General features: G+C 55.6%; 22 protein-coding genes. 18 read left to right on the top strand and 4 right to left on the bottom strand.

Features of this window, described 5'->3' with window-relative positions; all coding sequences use genetic code 11:
• Window positions 1–20 precede the first annotated feature (20 nt).
• Entirely contained in the window at window positions 21–935 is a 915-nt protein-coding gene (gene puuE, locus HED22_RS08925) for an allantoinase PuuE (protein WP_167721248.1), read from the bottom strand.
• 696 nt (window positions 936–1,631) lie between these two features.
• Between puuE and uraH the strand changes: the two genes are divergently transcribed.
• The 9 genes from uraH (at window position 1,632) to HED22_RS08880 (ending at window position 12,472) form a co-directional block, all read left to right on the top strand.
• Window positions 1,632–1,985 carry a hydroxyisourate hydrolase gene (gene uraH / locus HED22_RS08920; protein WP_033070534.1) on the top strand — a complete coding sequence of 118 codons (354 nt, stop codon included), beginning with the start codon at window positions 1,632–1,634 and terminating at the stop codon, window positions 1,983–1,985.
• An 8-nt stretch (window positions 1,986–1,993) separates the two neighbouring features.
• Window positions 1,994–3,490, top strand: a complete 1,497-nt coding sequence (gene xdhA, locus HED22_RS08915; protein WP_167721246.1) for a xanthine dehydrogenase small subunit — start codon at window positions 1,994–1,996, stop codon at window positions 3,488–3,490.
• Window positions 3,483–5,879 (top strand): xanthine dehydrogenase molybdopterin binding subunit, encoded by a 2,397-nt coding sequence (gene xdhB / locus HED22_RS08910; protein ID WP_167721243.1) that lies wholly within the window; start codon window positions 3,483–3,485, stop codon window positions 5,877–5,879. The genes xdhA and xdhB overlap by 8 nt, the downstream gene beginning before the upstream one ends.
• 3 nt (window positions 5,880–5,882) lie before the next feature.
• Complete coding sequence (xdhC, locus tag HED22_RS08905; RefSeq protein WP_167721241.1) at window positions 5,883–6,917, top strand: xanthine dehydrogenase accessory protein XdhC; 1,035 nt, start codon at window positions 5,883–5,885, stop codon at window positions 6,915–6,917.
• A 110-nt stretch (window positions 6,918–7,027) separates the two neighbouring features.
• Window positions 7,028–7,501 (top strand): nucleoside deaminase, encoded by a 474-nt coding sequence (locus HED22_RS08900; protein WP_368484488.1) that lies wholly within the window; start codon window positions 7,028–7,030, stop codon window positions 7,499–7,501.
• A gap of 87 nt (window positions 7,502–7,588) precedes the next feature.
• Window positions 7,589–9,196 (top strand): ABC transporter ATP-binding protein, encoded by a 1,608-nt coding sequence (locus HED22_RS08895; protein WP_254869908.1) that lies wholly within the window; start codon window positions 7,589–7,591, stop codon window positions 9,194–9,196.
• Window positions 9,183–10,262 (top strand): ABC transporter permease, encoded by a 1,080-nt coding sequence (locus tag HED22_RS08890; RefSeq protein WP_175581170.1) that lies wholly within the window; start codon window positions 9,183–9,185, stop codon window positions 10,260–10,262. The genes HED22_RS08895 and HED22_RS08890 overlap by 14 nt, the downstream gene beginning before the upstream one ends.
• On the top strand, window positions 10,262–11,182 hold the full coding sequence (locus tag HED22_RS08885) for an ABC transporter permease (protein WP_167721239.1): 921 nt from the start codon (window positions 10,262–10,264) through the stop codon (window positions 11,180–11,182). The genes HED22_RS08890 and HED22_RS08885 overlap by 1 nt, the downstream gene beginning before the upstream one ends.
• A gap of 207 nt (window positions 11,183–11,389) precedes the next feature.
• Entirely contained in the window at window positions 11,390–12,472 is a 1,083-nt protein-coding gene (locus HED22_RS08880) for a BMP family ABC transporter substrate-binding protein (RefSeq protein ID WP_175581169.1), read from the top strand.
• Window positions 12,473–12,605: 133 nt separating this feature from the next.
• Here the strand turns inward: HED22_RS08880 and HED22_RS08875 are convergent, their stop codons facing one another.
• Window positions 12,606–12,983 (bottom strand): hypothetical protein, encoded by a 378-nt coding sequence (locus HED22_RS08875; RefSeq protein ID WP_167721237.1) that lies wholly within the window; start codon window positions 12,981–12,983, stop codon window positions 12,606–12,608.
• A 455-nt stretch (window positions 12,984–13,438) separates the two neighbouring features.
• Between HED22_RS08875 and HED22_RS08870 the strand changes: the two genes are divergently transcribed.
• The 3 genes from HED22_RS08870 to HED22_RS08860 all read left to right on the top strand — a co-directional run bounded on the left by HED22_RS08870 (window position 13,439) and on the right by HED22_RS08860 (window position 16,304).
• Window positions 13,439–13,972 (top strand): PAS domain-containing protein, encoded by a 534-nt coding sequence (locus tag HED22_RS08870; RefSeq protein ID WP_167721235.1) that lies wholly within the window; start codon window positions 13,439–13,441, stop codon window positions 13,970–13,972.
• Window positions 13,973–14,019: 47 nt separating this feature from the next.
• The gene (locus HED22_RS08865) at window positions 14,020–15,189 is read left to right on the top strand and encodes a methyl-accepting chemotaxis protein (protein ID WP_167721233.1); all 1,170 of its coding nucleotides are present in this window, start codon (window positions 14,020–14,022) and stop codon (window positions 15,187–15,189) included.
• A gap of 77 nt (window positions 15,190–15,266) precedes the next feature.
• The gene (locus tag HED22_RS08860) at window positions 15,267–16,304 is read left to right on the top strand and encodes a histone deacetylase family protein (protein WP_167721231.1); all 1,038 of its coding nucleotides are present in this window, start codon (window positions 15,267–15,269) and stop codon (window positions 16,302–16,304) included.
• An 82-nt stretch (window positions 16,305–16,386) separates the two neighbouring features.
• On the opposite strand, the gene HED22_RS08855 is transcribed toward HED22_RS08860, so the two are convergent.
• A complete protein-coding gene (locus HED22_RS08855) occupies window positions 16,387–17,298 on the bottom strand; it encodes a LysR family transcriptional regulator (protein ID WP_167721229.1) in 912 nt (303 codons plus the stop codon).
• A gap of 279 nt (window positions 17,299–17,577) precedes the next feature.
• Here HED22_RS08855 and HED22_RS08850 point away from each other — a divergent pair, with 279 nt between their 5' ends.
• Window positions 17,578–18,774: a urate hydroxylase PuuD gene (locus tag HED22_RS08850; protein ID WP_167721227.1), complete on the top strand. Its 1,197-nt coding sequence runs from the start codon at window positions 17,578–17,580 to the stop codon at window positions 18,772–18,774.
• A 101-nt stretch (window positions 18,775–18,875) separates the two neighbouring features.
• Here HED22_RS08850 and HED22_RS08845 read toward each other — a convergent pair whose 3' ends face one another.
• Window positions 18,876–19,859: an MBL fold metallo-hydrolase gene (locus HED22_RS08845; RefSeq protein WP_167721225.1), complete on the bottom strand. Its 984-nt coding sequence runs from the start codon at window positions 19,857–19,859 to the stop codon at window positions 18,876–18,878.
• A 100-nt stretch (window positions 19,860–19,959) separates the two neighbouring features.
• On the opposite strand from HED22_RS08845, the gene HED22_RS08840 reads away from it, so the two are divergent.
• From HED22_RS08840 to urtD, 5 genes are all read left to right on the top strand, one after another.
• On the top strand, window positions 19,960–20,913 hold the full coding sequence (locus HED22_RS08840) for a LysR family transcriptional regulator (RefSeq protein ID WP_167721223.1): 954 nt from the start codon (window positions 19,960–19,962) through the stop codon (window positions 20,911–20,913).
• Between the two features lie 363 nt (window positions 20,914–21,276).
• On the top strand, window positions 21,277–22,551 hold the full coding sequence (urtA, locus tag HED22_RS08835) for an urea ABC transporter substrate-binding protein (RefSeq protein ID WP_167721221.1): 1,275 nt from the start codon (window positions 21,277–21,279) through the stop codon (window positions 22,549–22,551).
• 249 nt (window positions 22,552–22,800) lie between these two features.
• Window positions 22,801–24,393, top strand: a complete 1,593-nt coding sequence (gene urtB, locus HED22_RS08830) for an urea ABC transporter permease subunit UrtB (protein ID WP_254869861.1) — start codon at window positions 22,801–22,803, stop codon at window positions 24,391–24,393.
• A 3-nt stretch (window positions 24,394–24,396) separates the two neighbouring features.
• Window positions 24,397–25,572, top strand: a complete 1,176-nt coding sequence (gene urtC, locus HED22_RS08825; RefSeq protein WP_167721217.1) for an urea ABC transporter permease subunit UrtC — start codon at window positions 24,397–24,399, stop codon at window positions 25,570–25,572.
• Window positions 25,569–26,366 (top strand): urea ABC transporter ATP-binding protein UrtD, encoded by a 798-nt coding sequence (urtD, locus tag HED22_RS08820; RefSeq protein WP_254869860.1) that lies wholly within the window; start codon window positions 25,569–25,571, stop codon window positions 26,364–26,366. The genes urtC and urtD overlap by 4 nt, the downstream gene beginning before the upstream one ends.
• Window position 26,367 lies beyond the last annotated feature (1 nt).

Below are 26,367 nucleotides of genomic sequence, written 5' to 3'. Positions count from 1 at the left end.
GACCTTGTGTTCTTTTTTAATCAGCCGCCAAAGGGATGATGTTCACGCCAGTGGCGCGCAATATCGATCCGGCGGGCAAACCAGACATTGTCGTGGCTTTGTACATAATCAACAAAGCGCTTAAGGGCTGCGAACCGGCCCGGACGCCCGACCAAGCGGCAATGCAGGCCGATCGACATCATGCGCGGGGTTTCGGTCCCTTCTTCGTACAGGGTGTCGAAGCTGTCCTTGAGATACTGGAAATACTGTTCGCCGGAATTGAAACCCTGCATGGCGGCAAAGCGCATGTCATTGGCATCAAGCGTGTAGGGCACGATCAGGTGCGGCGTTTCGGTCTGCGTGCTCCAGAACGGGAGTTCGTCGCTGTAGTCATCGGCATCATAAAGGAAGCCGCCTTCTTCTGCCACCAGACGGCGGGTGTTGGGGCTGGTGCGGCCGGTGTACCAGCCAAGCGGGCGTTCACCGGTGACATCCTTGATGATCTCAATTGCCTTATGCAGGTGTTCGCGTTCCTGATCTTCAGGCATGTATTGGTAGTCGATCCAGCGATAGCCGTGCGAGCAAATCTCGTGACCGTCTTTCATCGCAACTTCGCCGACCCGTGGATGGCGGGCAAGGGCCATGGCAACTGCAAAGATGGTGATCGGAATCTGGCGTTCGCGGAACAGGTTCAGAATGCGCCAGACACCGACCCGCGAACCATATTCATAGATCGACTCCATGCTCATATGGCGGACACCTTCGCGCATGTCGGCCCCGATCATTTCAGACAGGAACGCTTCCGAGGCCTTGTCGCCATGCAGGATGCAGTTTTCGCCGCCTTCTTCATAGTTCAGGACGAACTGCACCGCGACGCGCGCCTTGTTTGGCCAGTTGGCCTTGGGCGGGTTTTCCCCATAACCGATCAAATCACGCGCATATGTCTGGTCGTTCATGCGAACCTTCTCCTGAATTCTGTGGGATTGATCCCGTACGCCCGGCTTTGTTGTCGGGCCTGTTTGGTGTAGCATTAACCATCGGCCGCAGCGCAGCAAGAAAGAAACCTGTGCGTGGCGGGCCAAAGACGTGCCGCACTATCAAGGCTGTTTTGATAATGTTCCTGGACGGGATCAGATTTGAGCCACGTTTTTCGCGGTCTATCAAGGCGTTTCGCCTGTGTTTCCGTTCATAGTGCCTGAAACTGCTGTATTCGTTTTTCAAAGAATTGTTGATATAGTTTCACTTTATCCCCTCTTTCCCGAGGGTGGGTCCTAATGCGACCCTTTTAAATCGCTCAAAAAATGGTTCGGCACAAAACACAAACAGAATGCCGTTCCCGGGGAGAAGCGACCGCTCATAGAATTGAGGGTCAGGACCAATTAATTAGATTGGAATGGCAGACGTTATATTTGTGAAATCCAAGGAAAAGCTCGCGGGTCGGGTTGGCATCCCGACCAAGGGGTTTGACGCTGGAGTTTGCAAATATAACGTCTGTCCTTCGGGTTAAACGGATTTGCACGGGCTACTTTGTCGTGAAACCTTGAAAGATATGTATCTTCCTGCGGTTTCGCTCCGCGTATCCGCACAAATCTGTTTAACCATTCAAACCTAATTAATTAGTCCTGACCCTAGAACGAGAGAGGAGGCCCGGCATGGGACGACTGACCACCCATGTACTGGATACGGCGAAAGGCTGCCCGGCTGCCGGAATCCGCATTGAGCTGCATCGCTTTGGCAATGGCCATGATGACATGGTTGCCGAGGCCGTGACCAATGCCGATGGCCGCACCGATAAGCCGATGCTTGAAGGTGCCTCGTTCAAACCGGGCCAGTATCAGCTTGTTTTCCATGCGGGCGACTATCTGGATGCCAGCGGTGCCGAGCTTCCCGATCCTAAATTCCTGGATCAGGTGGTGATCCGCTTCGGAATTTCCGACGGGCAGGCGCATTATCATGTGCCGCTGTTGCTGTCGCCGTTTGGCTATTCCACCTATCGCGGCAGCTGAGGTCAGACATGGCAAGTGCGACCGGACCCCTTCGTTCTGATATCCGTTTCCTGCTGGGAGACGAGGAACGCAGCCTGCGTGATGTTGATCCGCAGATGACGGTTCTTGAATATCTGCGCCTTGATGAGCGCAAGGTCGGCACCAAGGAAGGCTGTGCCGAGGGCGATTGCGGGGCCTGCACGGTTGTGCTGGGTGAACCGGATGGCCAAGGTGGCATGGCGTACAGCACGGTCAATGCCTGTATCCAGTTTGTCCCGACCCTTGATGGCAAGCAGCTTTTGACGGTCGAGCACCTTAAATCCACCGATGGCACGTTGCACCCAGTGCAGCAGGCGATGGTTGATACCCACGGGTCGCAATGTGGCTTTTGCACGCCGGGTTTTGTCATGAGCCTTTATCAGCTGTGGCTTGATGGTGGCGAGGATGACCGGGGTGCGATCAATGATGCGCTGGCCGGTAACCTTTGCCGGTGCACCGGCTATGGCCCGATCATCGAGGCCGCGCGCAAGGCAGGTGGCGTTGCCGCCAATGACAGTGCAGAGCAAAAACGCCGGGCTGATATTGCCGCCAAGCTGACCGCGATGGTCGAGGATGCCGGCATGCTTGCACTTGAACATCCCGCCGGGCGTTATTTTGCACCGCGCACATCTGATGCGTTGGCCGAACTACTGGTGGCGCATCCGGATGCGACGGTTCTGGCCGGGGGCACGGATGTCGGGCTTTGGGTGACCAAGATGCTCAAGCGTCTGGATCCGATCATTTACATTGGCGATGTCGCAGATATCCAATCGGTTTATGAAACTGAAGATGCGCTGATTATCGGAGCTGGTGTGACCTATAGCCGGGCGCATGAAGCGCTGGGCCGGGTGGCAAGTGATGTGGGCGAGCTTGTGCGCCGCATCGGATCACGGCAAATCCGTAATGCTGGCACGGTGGGCGGCAATATTGCCAACGGTTCGCCGATTGGTGACACGCCGCCAGCATTGATCGTGTTGGGTGCGAAGATCGTGCTGCGCATGGGCGATGTTCGGCGTGAAGTGCCGCTGGAAGACTTCTTTATCACCTATGGCAAACAGGACCTGGTTGCGGGCGAGTTTGTTGAAAGCGTGATTGTGCCCAAACCCAAAAGCGGCTTGGTGTTCAAGGCTTATAAAATCTCCAAACGGTTTGATCAGGATATCACGGCCGTTTTGGCAGCCTTTGCCATCAAGGTCGACGATGCCGGCAAGGTTGTCGAATTCCGTGCGGCCTTTGGCGGTATGGCAGGCACCCCGATGCGGGCCAAAAAATGCGAAGCGGCTCTGATCGGCAAGGATTGGGATGAAGCCAGCCTTAATGCCGCACAAATGGCACTGGCCAGCGAATTTGAGCCGATGACAGACATGCGTGCCTCCAAGGAATACCGGATGCTGGTCGCGCAAAACCTGTTGACCAAGCTGTTTATCGAAACCAGTGCGCCCGACGTTGCCACCCGCCTTGTTGGCAAGGAGGCCGCCCATGTCTGATCAGGTTTTGAAAGCTGACAATGACGAGGTGATTGCACCGACCGCAGGCCTAAGCGGTGGGGTAAGGTCAAGCTCCAAACATGACAGCGGCCCGAAACATGTGGCGGGTGAAGCGGTTTATATTGATGACATCAATGAACCGTTTGGCACACTTCATCTGGCACCGGGTGCGGCAACCATTGCGCATGGCAAGATCACCAAACTGGATCTGTCAAAGGTGCGTTCGGCCCCGGGTGTGGTGAGTGTTCTGACCGCCGATGACATCCCCGGTGTAAATGACGTTTCCCCAGCACACACCCATGACGAGCCGGTTTTGCCCGATGGCATCGTGCAGTTTTATGGCCAGCCGGTCTTTTGCGTGGCGGCCGAAACCCGTGCGCAGGCCCGTGCGGCCGCGAAACTGGCCGAGATTGAATATGAAGAACTGCCAGCCGTTCTGGATGTTGCCGAGGCACTTGAAAAGCAGCTTTTCGTCGCGCCGCCGCATGTGATGAAGCAGGGCGATCCCAAGGCCGCACTTTCGCGTGCCAAGCATCGCCAAACTGGTCGGATGGATATTGGCGGGCAGGATCACTTTTACCTTGAAGGCCATATCAGCTTCGCCATTCCGGGCGAGGATGGCGATGTGTTGCTGCATTGCTCCACCCAGCATCCGTCTGAGGTGCAGCACAATATTGCCAATGTCCTTGGCCGTCCGGCCAATGCGGTAACGGTCGAGGTGCGCCGCATGGGCGGCGGGTTTGGCGGCAAGGAAACGCAGGCGATGCAATGGGCGGCACTGGCCGCCATCGTTGCGACCAAAACAGGACGCCCGGCCAAGTTCCGTCTGGACCGCGATGACGACATGGTCATGACCGGCAAACGCCATGATTTCATCGTCGATTACGATGTTGGTTTTGATGATGACGGACGGATTTGCGGGCTGGATATCCAGTATGCCGCCAATTGCGGTTTTTCGGCTGATTTGTCGGCGGCGATTGCCGACCGGGCGATGTTCCATACCGACAATGCCTATTACCTTGGCGATGTCGAAATCCGGTCCTATCGCTGCAAGACCAACCTTGTGTCCAACACAGCCTTCCGGGGCTTTGGCGGGCCGCAGGGGATGGTGGCGATTGAGCGGATTATTGATGAGATTGCCATGACGGTTGGCCGTGATCCGCTGGATGTGCGGATTGCCAACTATTATGGCAGCAAGGATCGCAATACGACGCCGTACCATATGGTGGTCGAAGACAATGTTCTGCCGGAACTGACCGACGATATCGTCAAAGCCAGCGATTATCGCAAACGCCGCGAAGAAATTACGGCATTCAATGCCGAAAGCCCGGTTCTGAAAAAGGGGCTGTCGCTGACCCCCGTGAAGTTCGGGATTTCCTTTACCACTACTTTCCTCAATCAGGCGGGTGCGCTGATCCATGTCTATCAGGATGGCTCGGTGCATCTGAACCATGGCGGGACGGAAATGGGGCAGGGCCTGTTTATCAAGGTTGCCCAGGTCGTTGCCGAGGAATTCCAGATCGATCTTGATCAGATCAAGATCACGCCGACCAATACCGGCAAGGTCCCCAACACATCGGCCACGGCCGCATCCAGCGGGGCAGACATGAACGGCATGGCCGCACGCGATGCAGCGATGACGATCAAGAACCGCCTGATCGAATTTGCCGCCGAGAAATACGGTGTTGCAGAAAGTGCCGTGCGCTTTGTGCCGGGCAAGGTGATTGTGGGTGACAAAGCTGAATTGGGTTTTGCCGATCTGATCAAGGAAGCCTATCTGGCGCGTGTGTCGCTGTCGGCGACCGGCTATTACGCGACGCCAAAAATTCATTATGACCGCGAAAGCGCATCGGGACGGCCATTCTATTACTTTGCCTATGGCATGGCGTGCTCGGAAGTTTTGATCGATACCCTGACCGGGGAATACAAGGTGACCCGGGTTGATATCATTCATGATGTCGGGCGGTCATTGAACCCGGCGATTGACCTTGGCCAGATTGAAGGTGGCTTTATTCAGGGGATGGGCTGGCTGACATCCGAAGAATTGTGGTGGGATGACAAGGGCAGCCTGCGCACCCATGCGCCGTCGACCTATAAAATCCCGGCATGTTCGGATCGGCCGGAAGATTTCCGGATGGAACTATGGTCATCCGGACGCAATGTTGAAAAAACCATCCATCGATCCAAGGCAGTTGGTGAGCCGCCCTTGATGCTGGCGATTTCGGTGCATCGGGCGATTGCCGATGCGGTGGCCTCGGTCGCGGATCACAAGATCGTCCCGGCGCTGAATACCCCGGCAACGCCCGAGGCGGTTCTGCATGCGGTTGCCGATTGTGCCAAGCGCATGATTGAGAACGCCCATTCAGCCCATTCAATGGTAGGGGAATAGGCCATGACCCTGTCGCGGCGCGATCATATCAGGCTTTTGTCGGCATCCGGTCCGGTGATGCTGGTCAGTGTCGCGGCCATTCGCGGATCAACCCCGCGTGAGGTCGGGGCCTTCATGCTGATCACGGCGGATGCGATTTCGGGCACAATTGGGGGCGGCAACCTTGAACATCAGGTGACACGTCGGGTGCGTGACGGATTTGCCCAAGGTGTCGATACAGTAACCCTTGGCGAGATCGTTCGGTTTCCGTTGGGACCGGGGCTTGGGCAGTGTTGCGGTGGATCGGTCGAGGTCGGTTTTCATCTGTTGGGCGGTGTCGCGAAAGAGACGCTGCGCAGTGTTTTGACAGAGATCGAGACGGCACCGGTCAGCGCCGATGGCCATTGGGTAACTGTGCCGACTGATTGCAGCGACATCGCCCGGGTCAGTGCTGCGCATGCCAAAATGCTGTCTGGCAGTTTCGGGACTGCGCGCGGCGGGATTGTGACGCTTAACGGTTTGGAAACGCTGTGTTTGCGCCTTGATGATGCGCGCACGCCGATCTGGATTTTTGGCGCTGGTCACGTTGGCAAGGCGGTGGTGCAGGCCTTGGCACCGCTGCCGTTTGACATTCGCCTGATCGATTCGCGCGACGACTTTCTGGCGGGCGTTGAAGGCGAAAATGTTCAGGTTTGTCAAAGTGATAAACCCGAAGCCGAGGTCGCAGATATTCCCGCAGGCGCGCATGTTTTGATCGTAACCCACAACCATGCGCTTGATTTCGATATCTGTCGGGCGGCTTTGGTGCGGGGTGATCTTGGTTTTGTTGGCATGATTGGCAGCCAAACCAAGCGTGCACGCTTCATCCGACGTCTTTCTGATCGGGGGTTGAGCCCGGCTGAAATCGGTCGTCTGACCACTCCGATTGGAATTCAAGGCATTAGCGGCAAACAGCCCGCAGTGATTGCAGCATCGGTTGCCGCACAGGTGTTGTCGGTGCGTGAAGCACAGATGGTGAATACACAAACGCCCAAATCCGCGTCAGACGGGTTGGGTTGAGTTTAAGGCCTTCTTTGAGCGCAATATAAATGATAAAGGGCCGCGCAATGACGGCCTAATCAGGCGGTTCGGGAAACCGGACCTGAGGTTTCGTAGAGGAGAGTTTGGCTGTGTGTGACGCCAAGGGCCATATGCGCCATGCCGTGGATTTGTCGCGGCAGAAGATGGAAGAGGGATGCGGTGGTCCGTTCGGGGCAATCATCGTTCGCAAGGACGAGGTGATTGCGGAAGGATGGAACAACGTGACATCCAAGAACGACCCGACCGCCCATGCCGAGGTCAGCGCCATTCGCGCGGCCTGCGAGAAGCTGGGCACGTTTGATCTGTCGGGCTGCGAAATCTATACCAGCTGCGAACCTTGCCCGATGTGCCTTGCGGCGATCTATTGGGCCCGTCTGGACAAGATTTATTATGCCAATGGTCGCGAAGATGCTGCTGCCATCGGCTTTGATGATCAGTTCCTGTATGATGAGGTGGCAAAGCCGATCAGTGATCGTTCCTTGCCGATTGTTCATGTCGATTTGCCCGAGGCGCGCGAAGTCTTTGCCGCCTGGGATCTCAAAGCCGACAAGATTGCTTATTGAGACCGTTTGATTGCAGTGCGTTATGCGGTAAAACCGCGTGTCGGGTGCAAGACATATCGCTAAATGGGGGTGGCAACAGTGACGTCAATGACCGGTGAAACCGGGACAGAAGCCATGAAGGGGGCAGGTCCTGCGCAACTTGAAGTGCGCGGTGTGACCAAGGCCTTTCCGGGGTGTCTCGCCAATGACGATATCAGTTTCCGTATTGAGCCTGGTGAAATCCATGCGCTGCTCGGTGAAAACGGGGCGGGTAAAAGTACGCTTGTGAAAATCATCTATGGCGTGCTGCAGGCCGATGAGGGCGAGCTGATCTGGGAAGGCAAGCCGGTCACGATCCATAGCCCGCATGATGCGCGCGAAATGGGGATCGGTCTGGTGTTCCAGCATTTCTCGCTGTTTGAAACCATGACGGTGCTTGAAAACATTGCGCTGGCGATGAATGACGTGCGCGATATGGATGCGCTGCGCAAGCAGGTCGAGGAAGTTGAAAAGACCTATGGTCTGCCGCTTGATCCCGATCGCCATGTTTACACCCTGTCGGTGGGCGAACGTCAGCGCATCGAGATCGTCCGGTGTTTGCTGCAAAACCCGAAACTGCTGATCCTTGATGAGCCGACCTCGGTCCTGACCCCGCAGGAAGTCGAAAAGCTGTTTGAAACCCTGCGGCGACTGGCCGATGAAGGATGTGCAATCCTTTATATCAGCCACAAGCTGCATGAGGTGAAGGCACTGTGCCAGAAGGCGACGGTGCTGCGTGGTGGCAAGGTTGTCGGGGGCTGTGACCCGCGCGAAGAAACTGCCAAATCGATGGCCGAAATGATGATCGGCCAGAAATTGACCGCACCGGATCGGGGCGAGGCCCGCAAATTTGGTGATGTGCGCCTTGCGGTTTCCGACCTGTCGCTTGCCAGTGATGAACAGTTTGGAACCGACCTTAAGGGCATTAACCTTGAGGTGCGCGGCGGTGAAATCATGGGCGTTGCCGGGGTGGCCGGGAACGGCCAGAACGAGCTGTTCCGTGCCCTTGCCGGTGAAACCGAACAGGAAGCGGCACCTGATAGCATCAAGATTGATGGCAAGTCGGTGGCGCATTTCGGTCCGCGCCGTCGGCGTCGTCTGGGCGCGACGTTCGTGCCTGAAGAACGTAACGGGCATGGCGCGGTACCTGATATGAGCCTGTCGGAAAACGGTTTTTTGACCGCGTTTCGGCGTATGGCGCTTTCGGCCAAGGGGCTTATCCGTGAAGTGCCGACCAAGTCATTCGCCGATAACATCATCAAGACGTTTGATGTGCGGACCACCGGTTCGGGGGCGGAGGCCGGATCGCTTTCGGGCGGCAACCTTCAGAAATTTATCGTCGGGCGTGAGATTTTGCAGGACCCGGGTGTTCTCGTGATTTCCCAGCCGACCTGGGGCGTTGATGCCGGGGCGGCCAGTGCCATTCATCAGGCATTGCTCGATCTGGCAGCCAAGGGCACGGCGGTTCTGGTGATTTCGCAGGACCTGGACGAGATTTTTGCCATTTGTGATTCGGTGGTGGTGATGGCGGAGGGCAAAATGTCCAAGCCGCGCCCGATGGCCGATGTCAGCATCGAAGAAATTGGTCTGTTGATGGGGGGGCTTCATGATCTTGAAGGCAACGCGACCCCGGCGAACGACATGGAAGTTGAAGGAGGTCGCGTTGGTCAGGCTTGAACCCCGTCGCCAGCATTCACAGGCGATGGTTTATCTGTCGCCGGTTCTGGCAATCCTTATGACGCTTGTCGTCGGCGGGATCATTTTTGCCTTTCTGGGCAAGAACCCGTTTGACGCGCTTTATACGTTTTTCATTCTGCCGATCAATAACAGCTATGGCATTTCCGAGCTGTTGGTGAAGGCGACCCCGCTTGTCATCATTGCGGTCGGTCTTGCCATGGGGTTCCGGGCCAATGTCTGGAACATCGGGGCTGAAGGCCAACTGACCATGGGGGCGATTTTCGGCGGGGGTCTTGCGCTTTATTTCCATGACAGCGAAAGCATCCTTTTGATGCCGGCGATGTTTGTTCTAGGCGCGCTGGGCGGTGCGTTTTGGGGCGCGATCCCGGCTTTGCTGCGCACGCGATTTAACGCCAACGAAATTCTGACCAGCCTGATGCTGACTTATGTCGCAACGCTGTTCCTAAGCTTTCTTGTCCATGGGCCGTGGCGTAACCCGGAAGGCTTCAACTTCCCGGAATCACGTCCGTTCCCGGATGCGGGTTTGTTGCCGATCATTTATGACGGCACGCGTGTCCATCTTGGGACGGCGGTTGCAGTGTTTGTGGTGATTGCCGGGTGGTTGTTGCTGTCAAAGTCCGTGATCGGTTTCCAGCTGCGTGTTGTCGGCAAGGCCCCGCAGGCGGCCCGCCATGTCGGGTTCCGTCAGAAACGCATGGTGTGGTTTACCTTGCTTTTGGGTGGGGCATTGGCCGGTCTGGCCGGATTGTTTGAGGTGGCAGGGCCGATTGGGCAGCTTCAGCCATCCATTTCACCGGGTTATGGCTTTACCGCGATTATTGTCGCGTTCCTTGGCCGGTTGCATCCGGTGGGTATTCTGTTTGGCGGTTTGATCATGGCGCTGACCTATCTGGGGGGTGAACTGGCGCAGATTACGTTGGGCTTGCCAAATGCCGTGACCGGGTTGTTCCAGGGGATCTTGCTGTTCTTCCTGCTGGCCTGTGATGTTTTGACCAAGTACCGCATTCGTTTCGGCTCCATCGCGGCAAAAGGGAGAACCGCATAATGGAATGGATTGTTCCCTTTATCCTGACGGTGATTACCGCCTCGACCCCGCTTTTGCTGGCGGCAACCGGTGAGTTGGTGACCGAAAAGTCCGGCGTTCTCAACCTTGGCGTTGAAGGCATGATGCTGGTCGGCGCGATTGCCGGTTTTGCCGTGACGGCCTCAAGCGGGTCGGCGACCCTTGGCATTCTGGCAGCCGTTGTGGCCGGAACCTTGATGTCGCTGATCTTTGCGTTTCTGACCCTGACACTTATGGCCAATCAGGTGGCGACGGGTCTGGCGCTGACGATCTTCGGGGTTGGTTTCTCTGCCCTTGTCGGATCGGGTTTTGTCGGCTTTGCGATTGAACCGCTGCCGGGTCTTTCGATCCCGGGCATCAGCGCCATTCCGATTGTCGGGCCGATCCTGTTTGGGCAGGATTTTCTGGTGTATCTGTCGATTGCGGCTGTGATCGGGGTGGGCTGGTTCCTCGCGAAATCGCGTGCCGGACTTGTGCTGAAGGCGGTTGGTGATTCTCATCATTCCGCACATGCGATTGGCTATTCCGTGATCAAGATCCGCTATCTTGCCACGATGTTTGGCGGGGCGATGGCGGGCCTTGGCGGTGCGTATCTTTCGCTGTCCTATACGCCGATGTGGGCCGAAAACATGACGGCCGGTCGTGGCTGGATCGCACTGGCACTGGTGGTGTTCGCCACCTGGCGTCCGGGACGCTTGGTTGCCGGGGCCTATATGTTTGGCCTGATTTCGGTGATGCAGTTGCATGCGCAGGGTGCGGGTATTCATGTGCCCAGCCAGTTCATGTCGATGCTGCCGTATCTGGCAACTGTGATTGTGCTGGTGATTATTTCAAGCGACCGCGCGAAAATCAGACTGAATGCGCCGGCCTGTATTGGTCAGGCGTTCAGGGCCGCCCAATAGGGTTTTGGCGGCTTTGTGTACGGGACCGAAACACGTCAAATGATGTTTTGGCCCGACGGGAGGAAGACTGTACTTGCCAAACCTCACACAAGCCGGGCACGGCGTGGCCGGTTTGTCTGAGATTTGGTTTGTGCAGGAACGCGTCATTGATTGCGATCAGGAATTACGTATAAATCCTGATTGAGTGTCTAACAGGGAGACTAAATTATGAATGCAAGCCTCGTGAAGCGCACACTTGCCGCTGTGGCGGCTGTTGGTGCCCTCGCAACCGGCATGGGTGCAGCCCAGGCCGAAGACGTCAAAGTCGGTTTCGTCTATGTCGGCCCGATTGGTGACCACGGTTGGTCGTATCGTCACGACATCGGCCGTCAGGCGATTGAAGCCGAACTCGGTGATGCTGCATCGACCAGCTATGTCGAAAGCGTGCCGGAAGGTGCCGATGCCGAGCGTGTGATCCGTCAGATGGCCCAGACCGGCCACAACCTGATCTTCACCACCTCGTTCGGGTACATGAACCCGACCGAAAAAGTTGCCAAGCAGTTCCCGAACGTCAAGTTCGAGCATGCAACCGGTTACAAGCGTGCCGACAACCTGTCGACCTATGCTGCCCGTTTCTATGAAGGCCGTTATGTTGCTGGTGTGATTGCCGGTAAAATGACCAAGTCGAACGTTGTTGGCTATGTCGGTTCCTTCCCGATCCCGGAAGTTGTCCGTGGCATCAACTCCTTCATGATGGGTGCATGGTCGGTGAACCCGGACGTTGAAGTCAAAGTCGTATGGGCCAACACCTGGTACGATCCGGGCAAGGAAGGCGATGCGGCCAAGGCGCTGATTGACCAGGGTGCAGACATCATGGTTCAGCACACCGACAGCCCGGCACCGCTTCAGGTTGCTGAAAACCGTGGCGTTCTTGGTTTCGGTCAGGCATCTGACATGATCAAGTTCGCACCGAAAGCACAGCTGACCGCGATTGTTGATAACTGGGACAGCTACTATGTGGCACGTGCCAAAGCGGTTGCTGATGGTACTTGGGAATCCATGGACACCTGGGGTGGCATCGACACCGGCATGGTCGAAATGGCACCGTACACCAACATGCCTGATGACGTGAAAGCACTGGCAGAAGAAACCGCTGCCAAAATCGCATCGGGTGAATTCCACCCGTTCACCGGCCCGATCTATGACCAGGCTGGCGAACTGCGTGTTGCAGAAGGCGAAGTTGCTGATGACGGCATGCTTCTGGGCATGGACTGGTACATCCAGGGCATTGATGCCGAACTGCCGAAATAAGTCAGACTTTCGATCCATCCGGGTCGGCTAAATGACGAAGCCCCGTGCATTAGGTTGCGCGGGGCTTTTTTCATGCGAAGGGGCCGGGAACGGAGCTTGCGGATCGGCTCGCAACGTGTCGCAGCGCCATTGATCAGTCGGCCTTCTTGGCTTTGTCTTTGTCCATGGGTTTGGGTTTGGGTTCCTCGGCCTTTTCATAGGCGACCATTTCGGTCCGTGGATGACGCAGGGCATAAAGGGCAGCGCGCCAGCCATGCAGCTTGACCTTGTGTTCACGTGCCTTGCCCGCCCATTTGTCGCGGAAGCGTTCCATGTCGCCACGGCGGTTGAAATAGATCACCATATCGACGATTGGATCCGACTGACCGGACCGCGGGATTTCGATGTTTCGAATCCCCATCGTCCAGTTCCTGCTCATGACATTGGTATCGAGCCAATCCAGCACAGCTTGTGCTGACTGCTGTTCATGAATGACGACGCGATATGGAAAATTCCGAAGATCTTTCGACATCGACTGTGTCCCTGACGGTTCCCGTTTGGGTTGATGATACATGAAATCCGTTACGAAGATGCTTAATTCATCTGTGTGCCAAATTTCACATACTGTTGCATGGGGTCGCATGATCCATTGGGAGGTGGTTCACATTCCAATTGGTGATAAGTCCATGTTTTCCCGCATCAAGAGACCGAATTTGTATCAAGGACGATTAACTCAGCTTTGAGGTCCAAAAGTCGAGACGCTGTTTGGAAGACATGTCTTCTTTATTGCGCGGGGGTTGAATAGTCTTTGGTGCGATAATACTTTCACCAATAATAATTCCAGATTAGTCTGTTAGTTATTGGCAAAGAAGCGTAAGAAGACCAGACATTTAGCTTCGCATTGCTTATATTAAATGATAATAAAGTAATTCATTTCGCCGCAACCAAGATTGCCGGCATGTCTTACAAAAGAAACGGGGTCTTACGGTGAGCGACAAGCCTTCTGGCATTCAGCCTTCAGGACGGGAACGCCATTTCAAACCGGAAGAATTGATCGTCAGCAAGACTGACCTCAAAGGGCGGATTACTTACGCCAATGAGGTGTTCTTGCGCCTTTCCGACTATACGGAAAAACAAGTGCTTGGCCAGCCGCATGCAATGATCCGCCATCCGGATATGCCGCGCTGCATTTTCAAGCTTTTGTGGGACCGGATCTCGAGCGGGCACGAGATTTTTGCCTATGTCGTGAACATGGCCAGCAACGGCGACCATTACTGGGTCTTTGCCCATGTCACGCCAACCTTTGATGCCAATCACAATGTGATTGGGTATCATTCCAACCGTCGGGTGCCGGACCCGAAAGTTCTGAGCGAAAAGATCATTCCTCTGTATGCGGAGCTCCGCAAGATCGAGGAAAGCACGCCCAATCGGAAGGACGGGATGAATGCCGCGTCCAAAGCTTTGATGCAGAAGCTGTCTGATGCGGGTATGTCCTACGACGAGTTTATACAAAGTCTCTAGAAATTTGGGTGTCTCCCCGCCCGAGAAATCGAAGGTTCGAGGTTCTAATGTCGCTGTTTGGTGGTTCAAAATCAGGTATCAAAAAAGCACTGGATGTGGTTCTGGCCGCAGCAGATGGTGATTACGAAGCCCGTATTACCAATGTCGACAGTCATCCGGACATGCGTGAACTGTTCATTGCAATCAACCGTCTGATTGACCGCAATGACGCGTTTCTGCGTGAAAGTGCGGCATCGATGGGGGCTGTTTCCGAGAACCGCTATTACCGGCGCATCGTCGAAACCGGCCTTGTCGGTGAATATCTGTCTTCGGCCAAGCGCATCAATGCGGCCAGTGCCTCGATCGAGCAGAAGCTCTCAGGTTTTGCCGATATTCTCGATGAATTCAAAAGCGGATCCTTTGCCGCGGTGGATGACATCGCCAATGCGGCGTCCGCGCTTTCCGATGCGTCTGGTGATGCCAATTCGATCGCCCATGAAACCAGTTCGCGGTCGACCAACGTGGCCGCAGCCGCGCGTCAGACCGCAAGCAATGTGAGCGAGCTTTCCGCAGCGTCCGAGGAACTTAATGAGTCGATCCGCGACGTTTCCCAGCAGGCCCGCGAATCAGTCGAAATTGCCAACCGGGCCAATGGTCTTGCCCAGGAAACCGATGGTCGTATCGGACAGCTTGAAGCGGCTGCTGGCGAGATTGTCGAAGTGGTCAGCTTCATCCGTGACATTGCCGCCCAGACCAACCTTCTGGCGCTGAATGCGACCATCGAGGCCGCCCGTGCCGGTGAAGCCGGCAAAGGCTTTGCGGTGGTTGCCAACGAGGTCAAGGGACTTGCCAACCAGACCAGCAAGGCAACCGAAAGCATCGAGGAAAAGGTTCAGGACATCCAGACCGCCATTGAACAGTCGGTCGGATCGATCCGTGAGATTGCTGGCGTGATTGATGATCTGGCGGCACGTTCGGACACGATTTCGGGCAATGTCGAAACCCAGGCGAACCTGTCGACCAACATCACCCGCAATGTCGAACAGGCATCGGGCGGCGCACAGGAAGTGACCGATAACATCACGGTTGTTTCCGACATGGCCGGACGTACCGGCGAGGCTGCCGATACCACACGTGATATGGCCGACCGCCTTGCTGATCAGTCGGAAAATCTGCGCAATCAGTTGGGTGTGTTCCTCGATACCATCGAAAAACTGCTTTATACCGCCAAGAAATAACCGCTTTCTGCGTGCAACACAGCGTATCGGGCGTCATGATGGTGGCCGATATAGAGTTTTAGTAGGAGAGCGGTGCCATGCGGGTTTTCTTCAATTCGCGTCACGATGCCCATGACGGGGCTGGCGAAATGCATCACGGGCGCATGGTGCCGTGTTTCGAGAATGCCCGGCGTATTCCGATCATTCGCGATGCGGTAGCCCATGCCATCAAGGCGCAGCTGTTTGATCCCAAGGATCATGGCATGGACCCGATCCGCGCAATCCACGATCCCGACTATATCGAATTCCTTGAAACCGCGTGGGATGGCTGGACCAAGGCTGGCAACAAAGGGGATGCCTTCCCCTATGTCTGGCCGACGGGCGGTTTTTCCGGCGGCAAGCCCGAACATATCAGTGCGCGTCTGGGCCAGTATGCCATTTCATCGGACACGCCGATTACGCAAGGCACCTGGAAGGCCGCCTATTGGGGGGCGCAGACTGTGATCTCGGCTGCCGAAGCCGCCTGGAGCGAGGATGAATCTTCCTTTGCACTGACCCGCCCGCCCGGTCACCATGCCCATGGCAATCGGTATGGTGGGTATTGTTTCTTGAATAATGCCGCCATCGCCGCCCAGCACATGATTTCCAAGGGCGCGAAAAAGGTTGCGATCCTTGATATCGATTACCATCACGGCAACGGCGCGCAGGATATTTTCTATGAACGTGGCGATGTCCTGACCATATCCATCCATGCCGATCCGACCCATCAGTTCCCGTTCTTCATGGGCTATGCCAATGAAACCGGGCGCAATGACGGGCAGGGCGCAAACCTGAATATCCCGCTTCCGGGCGGCAGTGATTTTGGTGCGTGGGGGCAGGGATTTGCCAAGGCCATGCAGAAACTTCTGACCTGGAAGGCTGATGCGCTGGTGGTTGCCTTGGGTGTCGATGCCCACGAGGCGGAGCCGATTTGTGATTTCAAACTCCAGACCGATGATTTCAACCGTATTGGCCAGATGATCGGACGGTTGGGCCTTAAAACCGTCTTCACCATGGAAGGCGGCTATGCCCATGATGTGATCGGGCACAATGTGGCCGCGGTTCTTAAGGGCTATCTTGAGCTTTCGAAAAACTAGGCCGACCAGACCAGAATAAGCAACGCCCCGAACCGATGTCGGGGCGTTTTTCTTTTGGCGTTCAGTTTTCAAGGTACAGTGTTTAGCGTTCCCAGGGCGGCGTGCCGCCAAATTCCGCGACCAGAAAATCGACGAAGGCGCGGACACGGGTCGGCAAATAGCGGTTTTCCGGATAGAGCGTATAGACTGCATGTGATGGCGGCTGATAATCGGGCAGGACGCGGGTAAGGCGTCCGTCGCGCAGGTGTTCATCGACTTCCCAATTGGATTTCAATGAAATGCCATGCCCGTCAAGGCACCAGCGGGTCAGCACTTCGCTGTTATCTGAATCCATGGAGCCTGCAACCGCCAAGGTTACGGGCGCGTCATCGCCGGGGCCTTGCAATGTCCATTGATATTGCTGCGATCCCGGAAAGCGCAAAAGCAGGCAATTGTGGTTCAAAAGGTCTGCGGGCACCTTGGGGGTGCCGTTCTTTTCAAGATAATCCGGGCTTGCCACCAGCATGCGTTTATTGGCCGCCAGTTTGCGGACAATCAGTGAGCTTTCCTTGAGCTCTGCAATGCGGATGGCGAGATCGACCTTGTCTTGCAACAGATCGAGCAACCGATCAGACAGGTGCAGCCGGATTTGCACATCCGGATTCTGTTCGACGAATTTCGGTATAATCGGGGCGACGAACTTGTTGCCGAATGCCACCGGGCAGGTCAGCGTGACCGGTCCGCGCGTGGTGTTTTTCTGATTGGCAATCGCGTTTTCGGCTTCCTGCATTTCGGAAAGAATGCGCAGGCAGTGCCGGTAATAAACATCGCCCTCGGTCGTCAGATTGACCCGGCGCGTGGTGCGGTTGAGCAAGCGCACGCCAAGGCGTTCTTCAAGGCGGGCAATCCGGTTTGATACCACGGCAGCCGAATGGCGCAATTCGCGCCCGGCAGCAGAAAGGTTGCCAAGTTCGGCAACACGGACAAAAATCTGGATGTCCTCAAAGTCGGACATGGCGCGGGAAGCTCCTGATGTCTGAGGTCTCTTGCATTATTCTATGTGCAAATTGGCGGGCACACTGTGCCATTTTAAAGATTATTTTGAAAGTCATTTCGATTATGCTCAACCCCTAAATAATAGAGCCGGTCGGGTGACTGTGTTAGGAAACAGATCGACTGGATTGAACCCGGATAAAGCCATCAGAGCGACTTCAAAAGTCCCGGGTATCATCATCAAGGCAGGGCTGCCAGCGCGCCGGAAACCGCGCATGGGCGAGACGGAGGTTTCAAGCACGTGGATATTCTGTTTCAGGACTGGATCAATCTGATCCTGCGCTGGGCGCATTTGATTACGGGCATCGCCTGGATCGGGTCTTCGTTCTATTTCGTGTGGCTGGACTTGTCCTTGCGCAAGCGTCCGGGCATGGATGAAGGTGTTTACGGCGAAGCCTGGATGGTCCATGGCGGCGGCTTCTATCATGTGAACAAATGGATGGTGGCACCCAGCTCCATGCCGCCCGAACTGCACTGGTTCAAATACGAGGCCTATTTCACCTGGATTACCGGCTTTGCGCTTTTGGTGACCATGTATTACTGGAGTGCCGAAAGCTATCTGATCGATCCGAGCGTGCTGGCGCTGACCAAAATGGATGCGATCCTGATTGGTCTTGGCAGTCTGTTTGCCGGTTGGGTGATCTATGACATCATTTGCAAAAGCGCGATTGGCAAAAGCACCGGCAAGCTGGCCGTGGCACTGTTCATCCTGATCATGGCGGCCGCCTATCTGTTTACGCATGTGTTTAGCGGGCGCGGCGCGTTCATCCATGTCGGCGCGATGATTGGCACGATCATGGCAGCCAACGTATTTCGCATCATTATCCCCAATCAGAAAAAGGTCGTCGCCAGCCTGATGGCCGGTGAAAAGCCCGATCCGGCATTGGGTCTGCAAGCCAAGCAGCGTTCAACGCACAATAACTATCTGACGTTGCCGGTTTTGCTGATGATGATCAGCAACCACTATTCGATGCTGTTTTCGCACGACCAGTCCTGGCTGATTGTCGGATTGATCCTGATCATTGGTGGATTGGTGCGCCATTTCTTTAACACGCGCAATGCAGGTGGTACCGGCAAGGCGATTGCCTGGCAGCTTCCGGCGGCAGGTGTGGGGATGGCGGTTTTGGCGATGTTTGCAAGCTATGACCCCAGTGCCGTCAAGCTGGCAGATGAAGACATCATCACGGCCGATCATGCGCTTGCGATTGTGCAGACGCGTTGCACGGCATGTCATTCGGCAAATCCGACGGACGAGGGTTTCGACGAGGCCCCGGCAGGCGTGATGTTTGATGATCTGGCCCAGATCGAAGCCAATGCCCAGCGCGTGCTGGCGCAGTCCGTCATCGGTCGTGCCATGCCGCTGGGTAATCTGACGGAAATGACCGACGAAGAGCGTGCCCAGCTTGGTCAGTGGATCCGGGCGGGCATGCCGGAATAATCTGACGGAGCACTTCCCAAACAGAAAGAGCGGTCGCATTGCGACCGCTCTTTTGCGTTGACGGGCTTTTCCAGATCGGCGGGGAGGGGGATGTTTTCGATCTAGACGTCAGCGCGATAGTTCATCGGAACCCAGTCATACATGGTCGCATCTTCGCGCACATGGCCAAAGCCCGGGAAGGCGACATGGCAACCGGCCACCAAATACTTTTCCTTTACCGCTTCGGCAAAGGCGGCCTCGCGTGATTTGATTGCCATGTCGGAATTACCATCAAAGGCAATGGCGATATTCGGGTCGTCAAACTGCACGACATCGCCGTGGGTAATGTCGCCCCAATAGACGAACTTCTCGCCGTTGCTTTCGATCCAGAGCGCACTGTGGCCCGGCGTATGGCCGGGACGGAATGTGGTGTTGACCATGCCCGGGATGGCCGGGGCATCGGGGGCATATTTCACAAGCGTGTCGCTATCGATATAGGGGGTCAGGGCTGCGACGGCCTGATCAAAGAAGGCTTTGGTGTCTTCAGGCGCGGTTGCCTTGTTTTCGGCACTAAGCCAGAACTCGGCGTCGGCTTCTGGGACATGCACGGTGGCATTGGCAAAGACCTTTTTGCCGCCAAGTGTCAGGCCTCCGGTATGGTCGGGATGGATGTGGGTAATCACAACATCATCGACCTGATCAGGGTGATAGCCCGACGCAATCATATTGGCCGGAAGTTTGCCCAGTGCCGGTCCCATCAAATCGCTGGTGCCGGCATCAAGCAGGACAAGGCGCTCACCGAAATTCAGCAGATAGGCATTGACCGAAAGGTAAGTCGGCGTGCCCTGAAATGCGTTGGCAAGGGCAAGGCGGGCCTGTTCTGGTGTGGTGTTGATGTAAAGGTCAGCCATCGGGAACTGGGCGGCGCCATCGGAAAGGGCGGTGACTTCGACATCACCGACCATGATGCGGTAATAGCCCGGTGCCTGTGTGCCGACCATTGGTGCCTTTGCCTTGGCGGCAAGTGGGACAAAGACCGTGCTGCCAACCGCACCAACGGCGCCAGCGGCAAGCGTGCTTTTGAGCAAATCGCGACGTGATAACATTTTATTTTTCCCTCAAATCATGCCGGTTCAAACCGGCCAGTTGAAAACCGATAGGGAAAAGCTATAGTGCACCTATTCAGTAATCAAATCGATGTCAGTCATGGATAATATTGATCATTTCAATTTACGGTCCTTTGATCTCAACCTGATGGTTGCGTTCGACGCAATGATGCAAGAGATGAGCGTGACCAAGGCGGCTGAAAAGCTGCGCATTGGTCAGTCGGCGATGAGCCACAATCTCAATACGTTACGGATGTTGCTGGCCGATGATCTGTTTGTGCGTGTCGGACAAAAGATGCAGCCAACCGCCAAGGCGCGGACCTTGGCTGGTCCGGTCCGTGCCGCACTTTCGCAGGCACAGAACGCCCTTCATGCGACCGATTGTTTTGATCCGCAAACAGCCCAGCGGGTTTTTCGGTTGGGTGTAACCGGTGAAATGGACATGATTTTGCTGCCGATTCTGTTGCGGCATTTGCAGCAGCAGGCGCCGGGCGTCAAAATCCTCAGCCGTACCATTACAGCCGACACGGTTGATGTGATGATGAATGGCGGCGAGATCGATATCGCGATTGGCTGTAAAAGCCCGCTTGCGGCGGCACATTGCGGCGAAGTTCTGTTTCATTCGGAAGTTGCCTGTTGCTTTAATCCGGACATCCTTGATCTGCCGTTGCCGATATCACGTGCGCAATATCTGGCGTCACGTCATGCGGTTCTGTCGCAAACAGAAAATGTCGCCGGGTGTGTTGGCGTCGCGCTTCAGGGGCAGGGGATTGAGCTTGATGTTGTTCTGGCGACACCCGATTTCATGCCGCTTCTGGCTGCGGCGCGGAACAGTGCCGTGATTGCCACCGTGCCGTGTCGCATTGCCAATCAATATGCGCCGCTGTTTGGGTTGTCCTATTGCCCGATGCCAATTGATGTGGCGTTTCCGCCGGTGACAATGAATTGGCCAGTGTGGACGGACAAGGATGTCGGTTTGGTCTGGTTGCGTGATCAGATCCGCACGGTAATTGATTCTATTGCACCCGATCATGATCTGCGTGCGGCAGAGTAATCGGAATCAAATCCACGAAAAGATCAAAACGCCCCGCCGGTTTCCCGACGGGGCGGGAACCTGGCCAGCACAGGGCAGATTGTGGTGCAATAAGCTCAGTGAAGGCAAAGTTTCCGCATTCCAAATAGGTCGCCAAACCACCAACGTCAATGTGGTCAAAAAATAATCAAAATATGACCATTGATGTAAAAATAGTCATACCAATAGTGACGTGCGCAAATATTTTCCCCAAAAGAGATGTAAAATCGTCGCTTATTGCGTGGGAATCCTTCGATTCGTGATTTTATTCGATTTGCTCTCTGAGTCTGGCACGGTTTTAGCAAGTGAGCGTGCGGTGCAATAAAAACTCAGTGGAGGCTATAAATGAATAAGAAGCTTCAGGCGCTTATCGGCGCCGGGGCCATGGCAGTGTCTGCGATGGCAATGTCAGCCGCACAGGCAGCAGAGACCATCAAGGTCGGTGTGCTGCACTCTCTTTCCGGGACGATGGCGATTTCCGAAACCACGCTGAAGGACACCGTCCTGATGCTGGTTGATGATCTGAACAAAAACGGTGGTCTGCTTGGCAAGGAAGTCGAAGCAGTGGTCGTTGACCCGGCTTCTGACTGGCCGCTTTTCGCCGAGAAAGCCCGCGAGCTGATCGAGCAGGAAAAGGTCGATGTGGTGTTCGGGTGCTGGACGTCAGTTTCGCGTAAATCGGTTCTGCCGGTCTTCGAAGAACTGAACAGCATGCTGTTCTATCCGGTTCAGTATGAAGGTGAGGAAAGCTCGCGCAACGTGTTCTACACCGGTGCAGCGCCGAACCAGCAGGCCATTCCGGCTGTTGATTATCTTCTGAGCGAAGATGGTGGTGGCGCAGAACGTATCGTTCTTCTGGGGACTGACTATGTTTACCCGCGTACCACCAACAAAATCCTGCGTTCCTACCTGAACGGCAAGGGTATCGCCGATGAAGACATCATGGAGAACTATACCCCGTTCGGTCATTCCGACTGGCAGTCGATTGTTGCTGACGTGAAAGCATTTGCGTCTGCTGGCAAAAACACTGCGGTTGTTTCGACCATTAACGGTGATGCGAACGTGCCGTTCTACAAGGAACTGGCAAACCAGGGCATCAAGGCCGAAGACATTCCGGTTGTTGCCTTCTCGGTTGGTGAAGAAGAACTGGCCGGTATCGACACCGCGCCGCTTGTTGGTCACCTTGCTGCCTGGAACTACTTCCAGTCGGTTGAAGCAGATGCAAACGCTGCCTTCATCGAAAAATGGCATGCCTTCATCGGCGATGAGTCGCGTGTAACCAACGACCCGATGGAAGCAACCTATATCGGCTTTAACATGTGGAAACAGGCTGTTGAGCAGGCTGGCACCACCGACGTCGATGCCGTTCGCCAGGCAATGTATGGCCAGGAAGTTGCAAACCTGACCGGCGGTACCGCTGTCATGAACACCAACCACCACCTGTCCAAGCCGGTTCTGATCGGCGAAGTTCAGGATGATGGTCAGTTTGACATCGTTTGGGAAACCGAAGGCACCGTCGTTGGCGATGCATGGTCGGACTTCCTGCCGGAAAGCGCAAAGCTGACCGCCGACTGGACCTATCCGTGGGTCTGCGGCAACTGTGAAAAACCGATGTACTAATTGGTTTTGGATGGGCCGGTCGCGGGTATGCGACCGGCCTGTTCACTTTGAGGCGGCCTTTCTGTGGGGCCATGCCCGCCCATTCTTTATTTCCTTTTCTGTTATGCATTCAAAGGTTTGGCGATCATGCGCAATGACATGTTTTCGATGCTGCGCCGTTCTCCGTTTTGCCTTCAAGAGGTCCGGAAATCCGGCAGTCGACCCGGCAATCTATGGGGCGCCGTTCTGGCCTGTCTTTTGGTAATTTTCATGGCCGTCCCTGATACGGCGATGGCCTATAGCGATGAAGAACTTCGCAACGTGGCCGAAGGTCTGAATGTCAAAAGTTCTACCAAGAAAATCGAAGTGATCGAGGAAATGGCAGCAGACGGGGACCCCCGTGTTGCGCCGATCCTGCGTGCGATGCTTGAGGGCGATCTTTATGTCCGCGATAGCGACGAGCACGTTGTGATCACCCGCAAACAGGGCAAGGTCTATACCCATATCGACATTGTCAGCGGTGAAGAGGTCGGCGAAAGCGGATCAAAGGAAATTTCCAAGATCAAGGTCAATAACCGTCTGCGCGGTGTGCTGCGCGATGCGTTGGCAACACTTAACCTGTTTAGCCCGGATTTGGCTGTGCGCTCGAACGCGGTTGAACAGATCATGGATGCGCGCGATCCGGCAATGTTGCCGTTGCTTCTGCGCGCGATTGACCGCGAAGAAGATGAAACGCTTCTGGCCCGGATGGAACTGGCACGTGCCACCATGGCGTTGGCGGCCGGTGAAACCACCGAAGAACGCCTGAGCGCGATTGAAGTTCTGGCAAGCGAAACCACCCCGCAGATCCGCGCGGTGCTGTCGCAATTTGTTGCCAGTGCCGAGGCCGAAGGTTATGAGCCCGAAGTGGTTGCCGCCGCGGAAGATGCGCTGGAGTCTGTTGAAGGGCGACTGTCGACCTGGCAAACGGTGGGGGATGTTTATCGCGGCATCAGTCTGGGTTCTGTCCTGTTGCTTGCCGCTGTTGGTCTTGCCATCACCTTTGGTGTGATGGGTGTCATCAACATGGCGCATGGTGAAATGATCATGATCGGTGCCTACACCACGTTCATGGTGCAACAGGCATTGGGATCCATTCTGCCTTCGGGATCGGCTTGGTCATTGGCGATTTCAGTCCCCGCGGCCTTTCTGGTCGCCGGTGCTGTCGGTGTCGTGATCGAACGTTGTGTCATCCGCTTCCTGTATGGGCGTCCGCTTGAAACCCTGCTTGCAACCTGGGGGGTTAGCCTTGTGTTGCAGCAGGGAATCCGCACCATCTTTGGTGCAACCAACCAACAGGTTATGGCACCTGATTTCATGAGTGGCGCGGTCGAATTTTCAACCGGTCTGGTGCTGACCTATAACCGTCTGTGGATCATCCTGTTTAGCGTGATCGTCGTGGCAGGCATCGCCGCGGTGCTGCGCTATACCGCGTTCGGTTTGCAGATGCGCGCGGTGACGCAAAACCGGCGCATGGCCGGATCGGTTGGTATTCGTACCGGTTATGTCGATGCGCTGACCTTTGGTCTGGGATCGGGCATTGCCGGGATTGCCGGTGTGGCGCTGAGCCAGATTTCCAATGTCAGCCCGAACCTTGGTCAGACCTACATCATCGATAGTTTCATGGTCGTCGTGTTTGGCGGTGTCGGGAACCTGTGGGGCACGGTGCTGGGTGCATTCAGCCTTGGTATCGTCAACAAATTCCTCGAACCGGTTGCAGGTGCGGTGCTTGCCAAGATCTTTGTCCTGATTGCGCTGATCCTGTTTATCCAGAAACGACCCAAGGGGCTGTTTGCCCTTAAGGGCCGCGCGGTGGAGGCCTGATCCATGACCGATTATCGTCAAAAATATCAAATGACGCCGGTGATTGGCTGGCTCATGAATGACCGTGGTGGGATGATCCTTTTGGGTATTCTGATTGCGGCCGCCATTCTGGTGCCTGCCAGCAACCTGTTGTTGCCGGAAAGCTCGGCCTTTCATGTGCCGACCTGGATGGTCAGCCTGCTTGGCAAGTATCTGTGTTATGCGCTGCTTGCACTCAGTGTTGATCTGATCTGGGGCTTTTGCGGGATTTTGTCGCTGGGCCACGGGGCGTTTTTCGCACTCGGTGGCTATGCGATGGGCATGTATCTGATGCGTCAGATCGGTGATCGCGGCGTTTATGGTGACCCGATCCTGCCGGATTTCATGGTCTTCCTGAACTGGCAGGAACTGCCCTGGTACTGGTACGGCTTTGACATGTTCTGGTTTGCCATTGTCATGGCGATGTTCGTGCCGGGGCTTTTGGCGTTCGTATTTGGCTTCCTGGCCTTCCGGTCGCGTGTGACGGGGGTGTATCTTTCGATCATCACGCAGGCGATGACCTATGCATTGCTGTTGGCGTTTTTCCGCAACGACATGGGCTTTGGCGGCAATAACGGCCTGACGGACTTCAAGGATTTGCTGGGCTATTCGTTGCAATCAGATGGCACCCGTGCCGGGCTGTTTGTCGCATCCTGTGTGTTCCTTGGCATCTGTTATACGGTGGCACGCGGCATTACCCAGTCCCGTCTGGGCAAGGTTCTGATCGCCATCCGTGATGCCGAAAGCCGGGTACGCTTCACCGGTTATCGCGTTGAATATTACAAGCTGTTTGTCTTTACCGTTTCGGCCGTGATGGCAGGCATCGCTGGCGCGCTTTATGTGCCGCAGGTCGGCATCATCAATCCGGGTGAATTTGCCCCGGCCCTTTCGATTGAAATCGTCATCTGGGTGGCGGTTGGCGGGCGCGGGACGCTGTATGGTGCGGTGCTTGGCGCGTTTATCGTCAACTATGCCAAGACCTTCTTTACTGGCGCGATGCCGGACTTCTGGCTGTTCTTCCTGGGCGGGTTGTTCATTGCGGTGACCCTGTTCCTGCCAAAAGGTGTGATTGGTGCCATCCCGGCATTTGGATCGGCAGATCGGCAATCCATCATCACCACCTGGCGCAAACGCCGCGCAAACCAAGGAGGCAAGGCATGAGCGAAGCAGCTGTTCAAATGAATGCCTCGGACGAGGAACAGGTCAAATCCGCCAAGTCGGAAACCATCCTTTATGTTGACGGCGTTTCGGTCACCTTTGACGGGTTCCGGGCGCTGAACAACTTGTCCTTTTATGTCGAGCCGGGCGAACTTCGTGCCATTATCGGCCCGAACGGTGCGGGCAAGACGACGATGATGGATATCATCACCGGCAAGACCCGGCCTGATACCGGCGACGTCCTGTTTAAAAGCGAGATCGACCTGACCAAGATGGACGAGGCCGAAATTGCCAATCTGGGCATCGGGCGCAAGTTCCAGAAACCGACCGTGTTTGAAAGCCATACCGTGTTTGACAACCTGCTTTTGGCATGTTCGGGCGGGCGCGGTGTGTTTCAGGCGCTGTTCCATCGCCTTAGTGACGCGGAAAAGATCAAGATCGAAAAGGCGCTGGTCACCATCATGCTGGAAGACAAGCGTGATGAAATGGCGGCCAATCTGTCGCACGGGCAGAAGCAGTGGCTGGAAATCGGCATGCTGTTGATGCAGGAACCCGAACTTCTTCTGGTCGATGAGCCGGTTGCCGGGATGACGGACTCCGAGACCGAAGAAACAGCGAAGCTTTTGCGGTCGATCTCCAAGGAATACTCCGTTGTGGTCGTTGAGCATGACATGGAATTCGTCCGTGACCTTGATTGCAAGGTCACCGTTCTGCACGAAGGATCGGTTCTGGCGGAAGGACGCCTTGATCACGTTCAGAATGACCCGCGGGTCATTGAAGTTTATCTGGGACGCTAGG

The sequence above is a fragment of the Thalassospira sp. HF15 genome (assembly GCF_011806525.1).
Classification (GTDB): domain Bacteria; phylum Pseudomonadota; class Alphaproteobacteria; order Rhodospirillales; family Thalassospiraceae; genus Thalassospira.
This window is presented reverse-complemented; position numbering and strand designations above follow the sequence as displayed.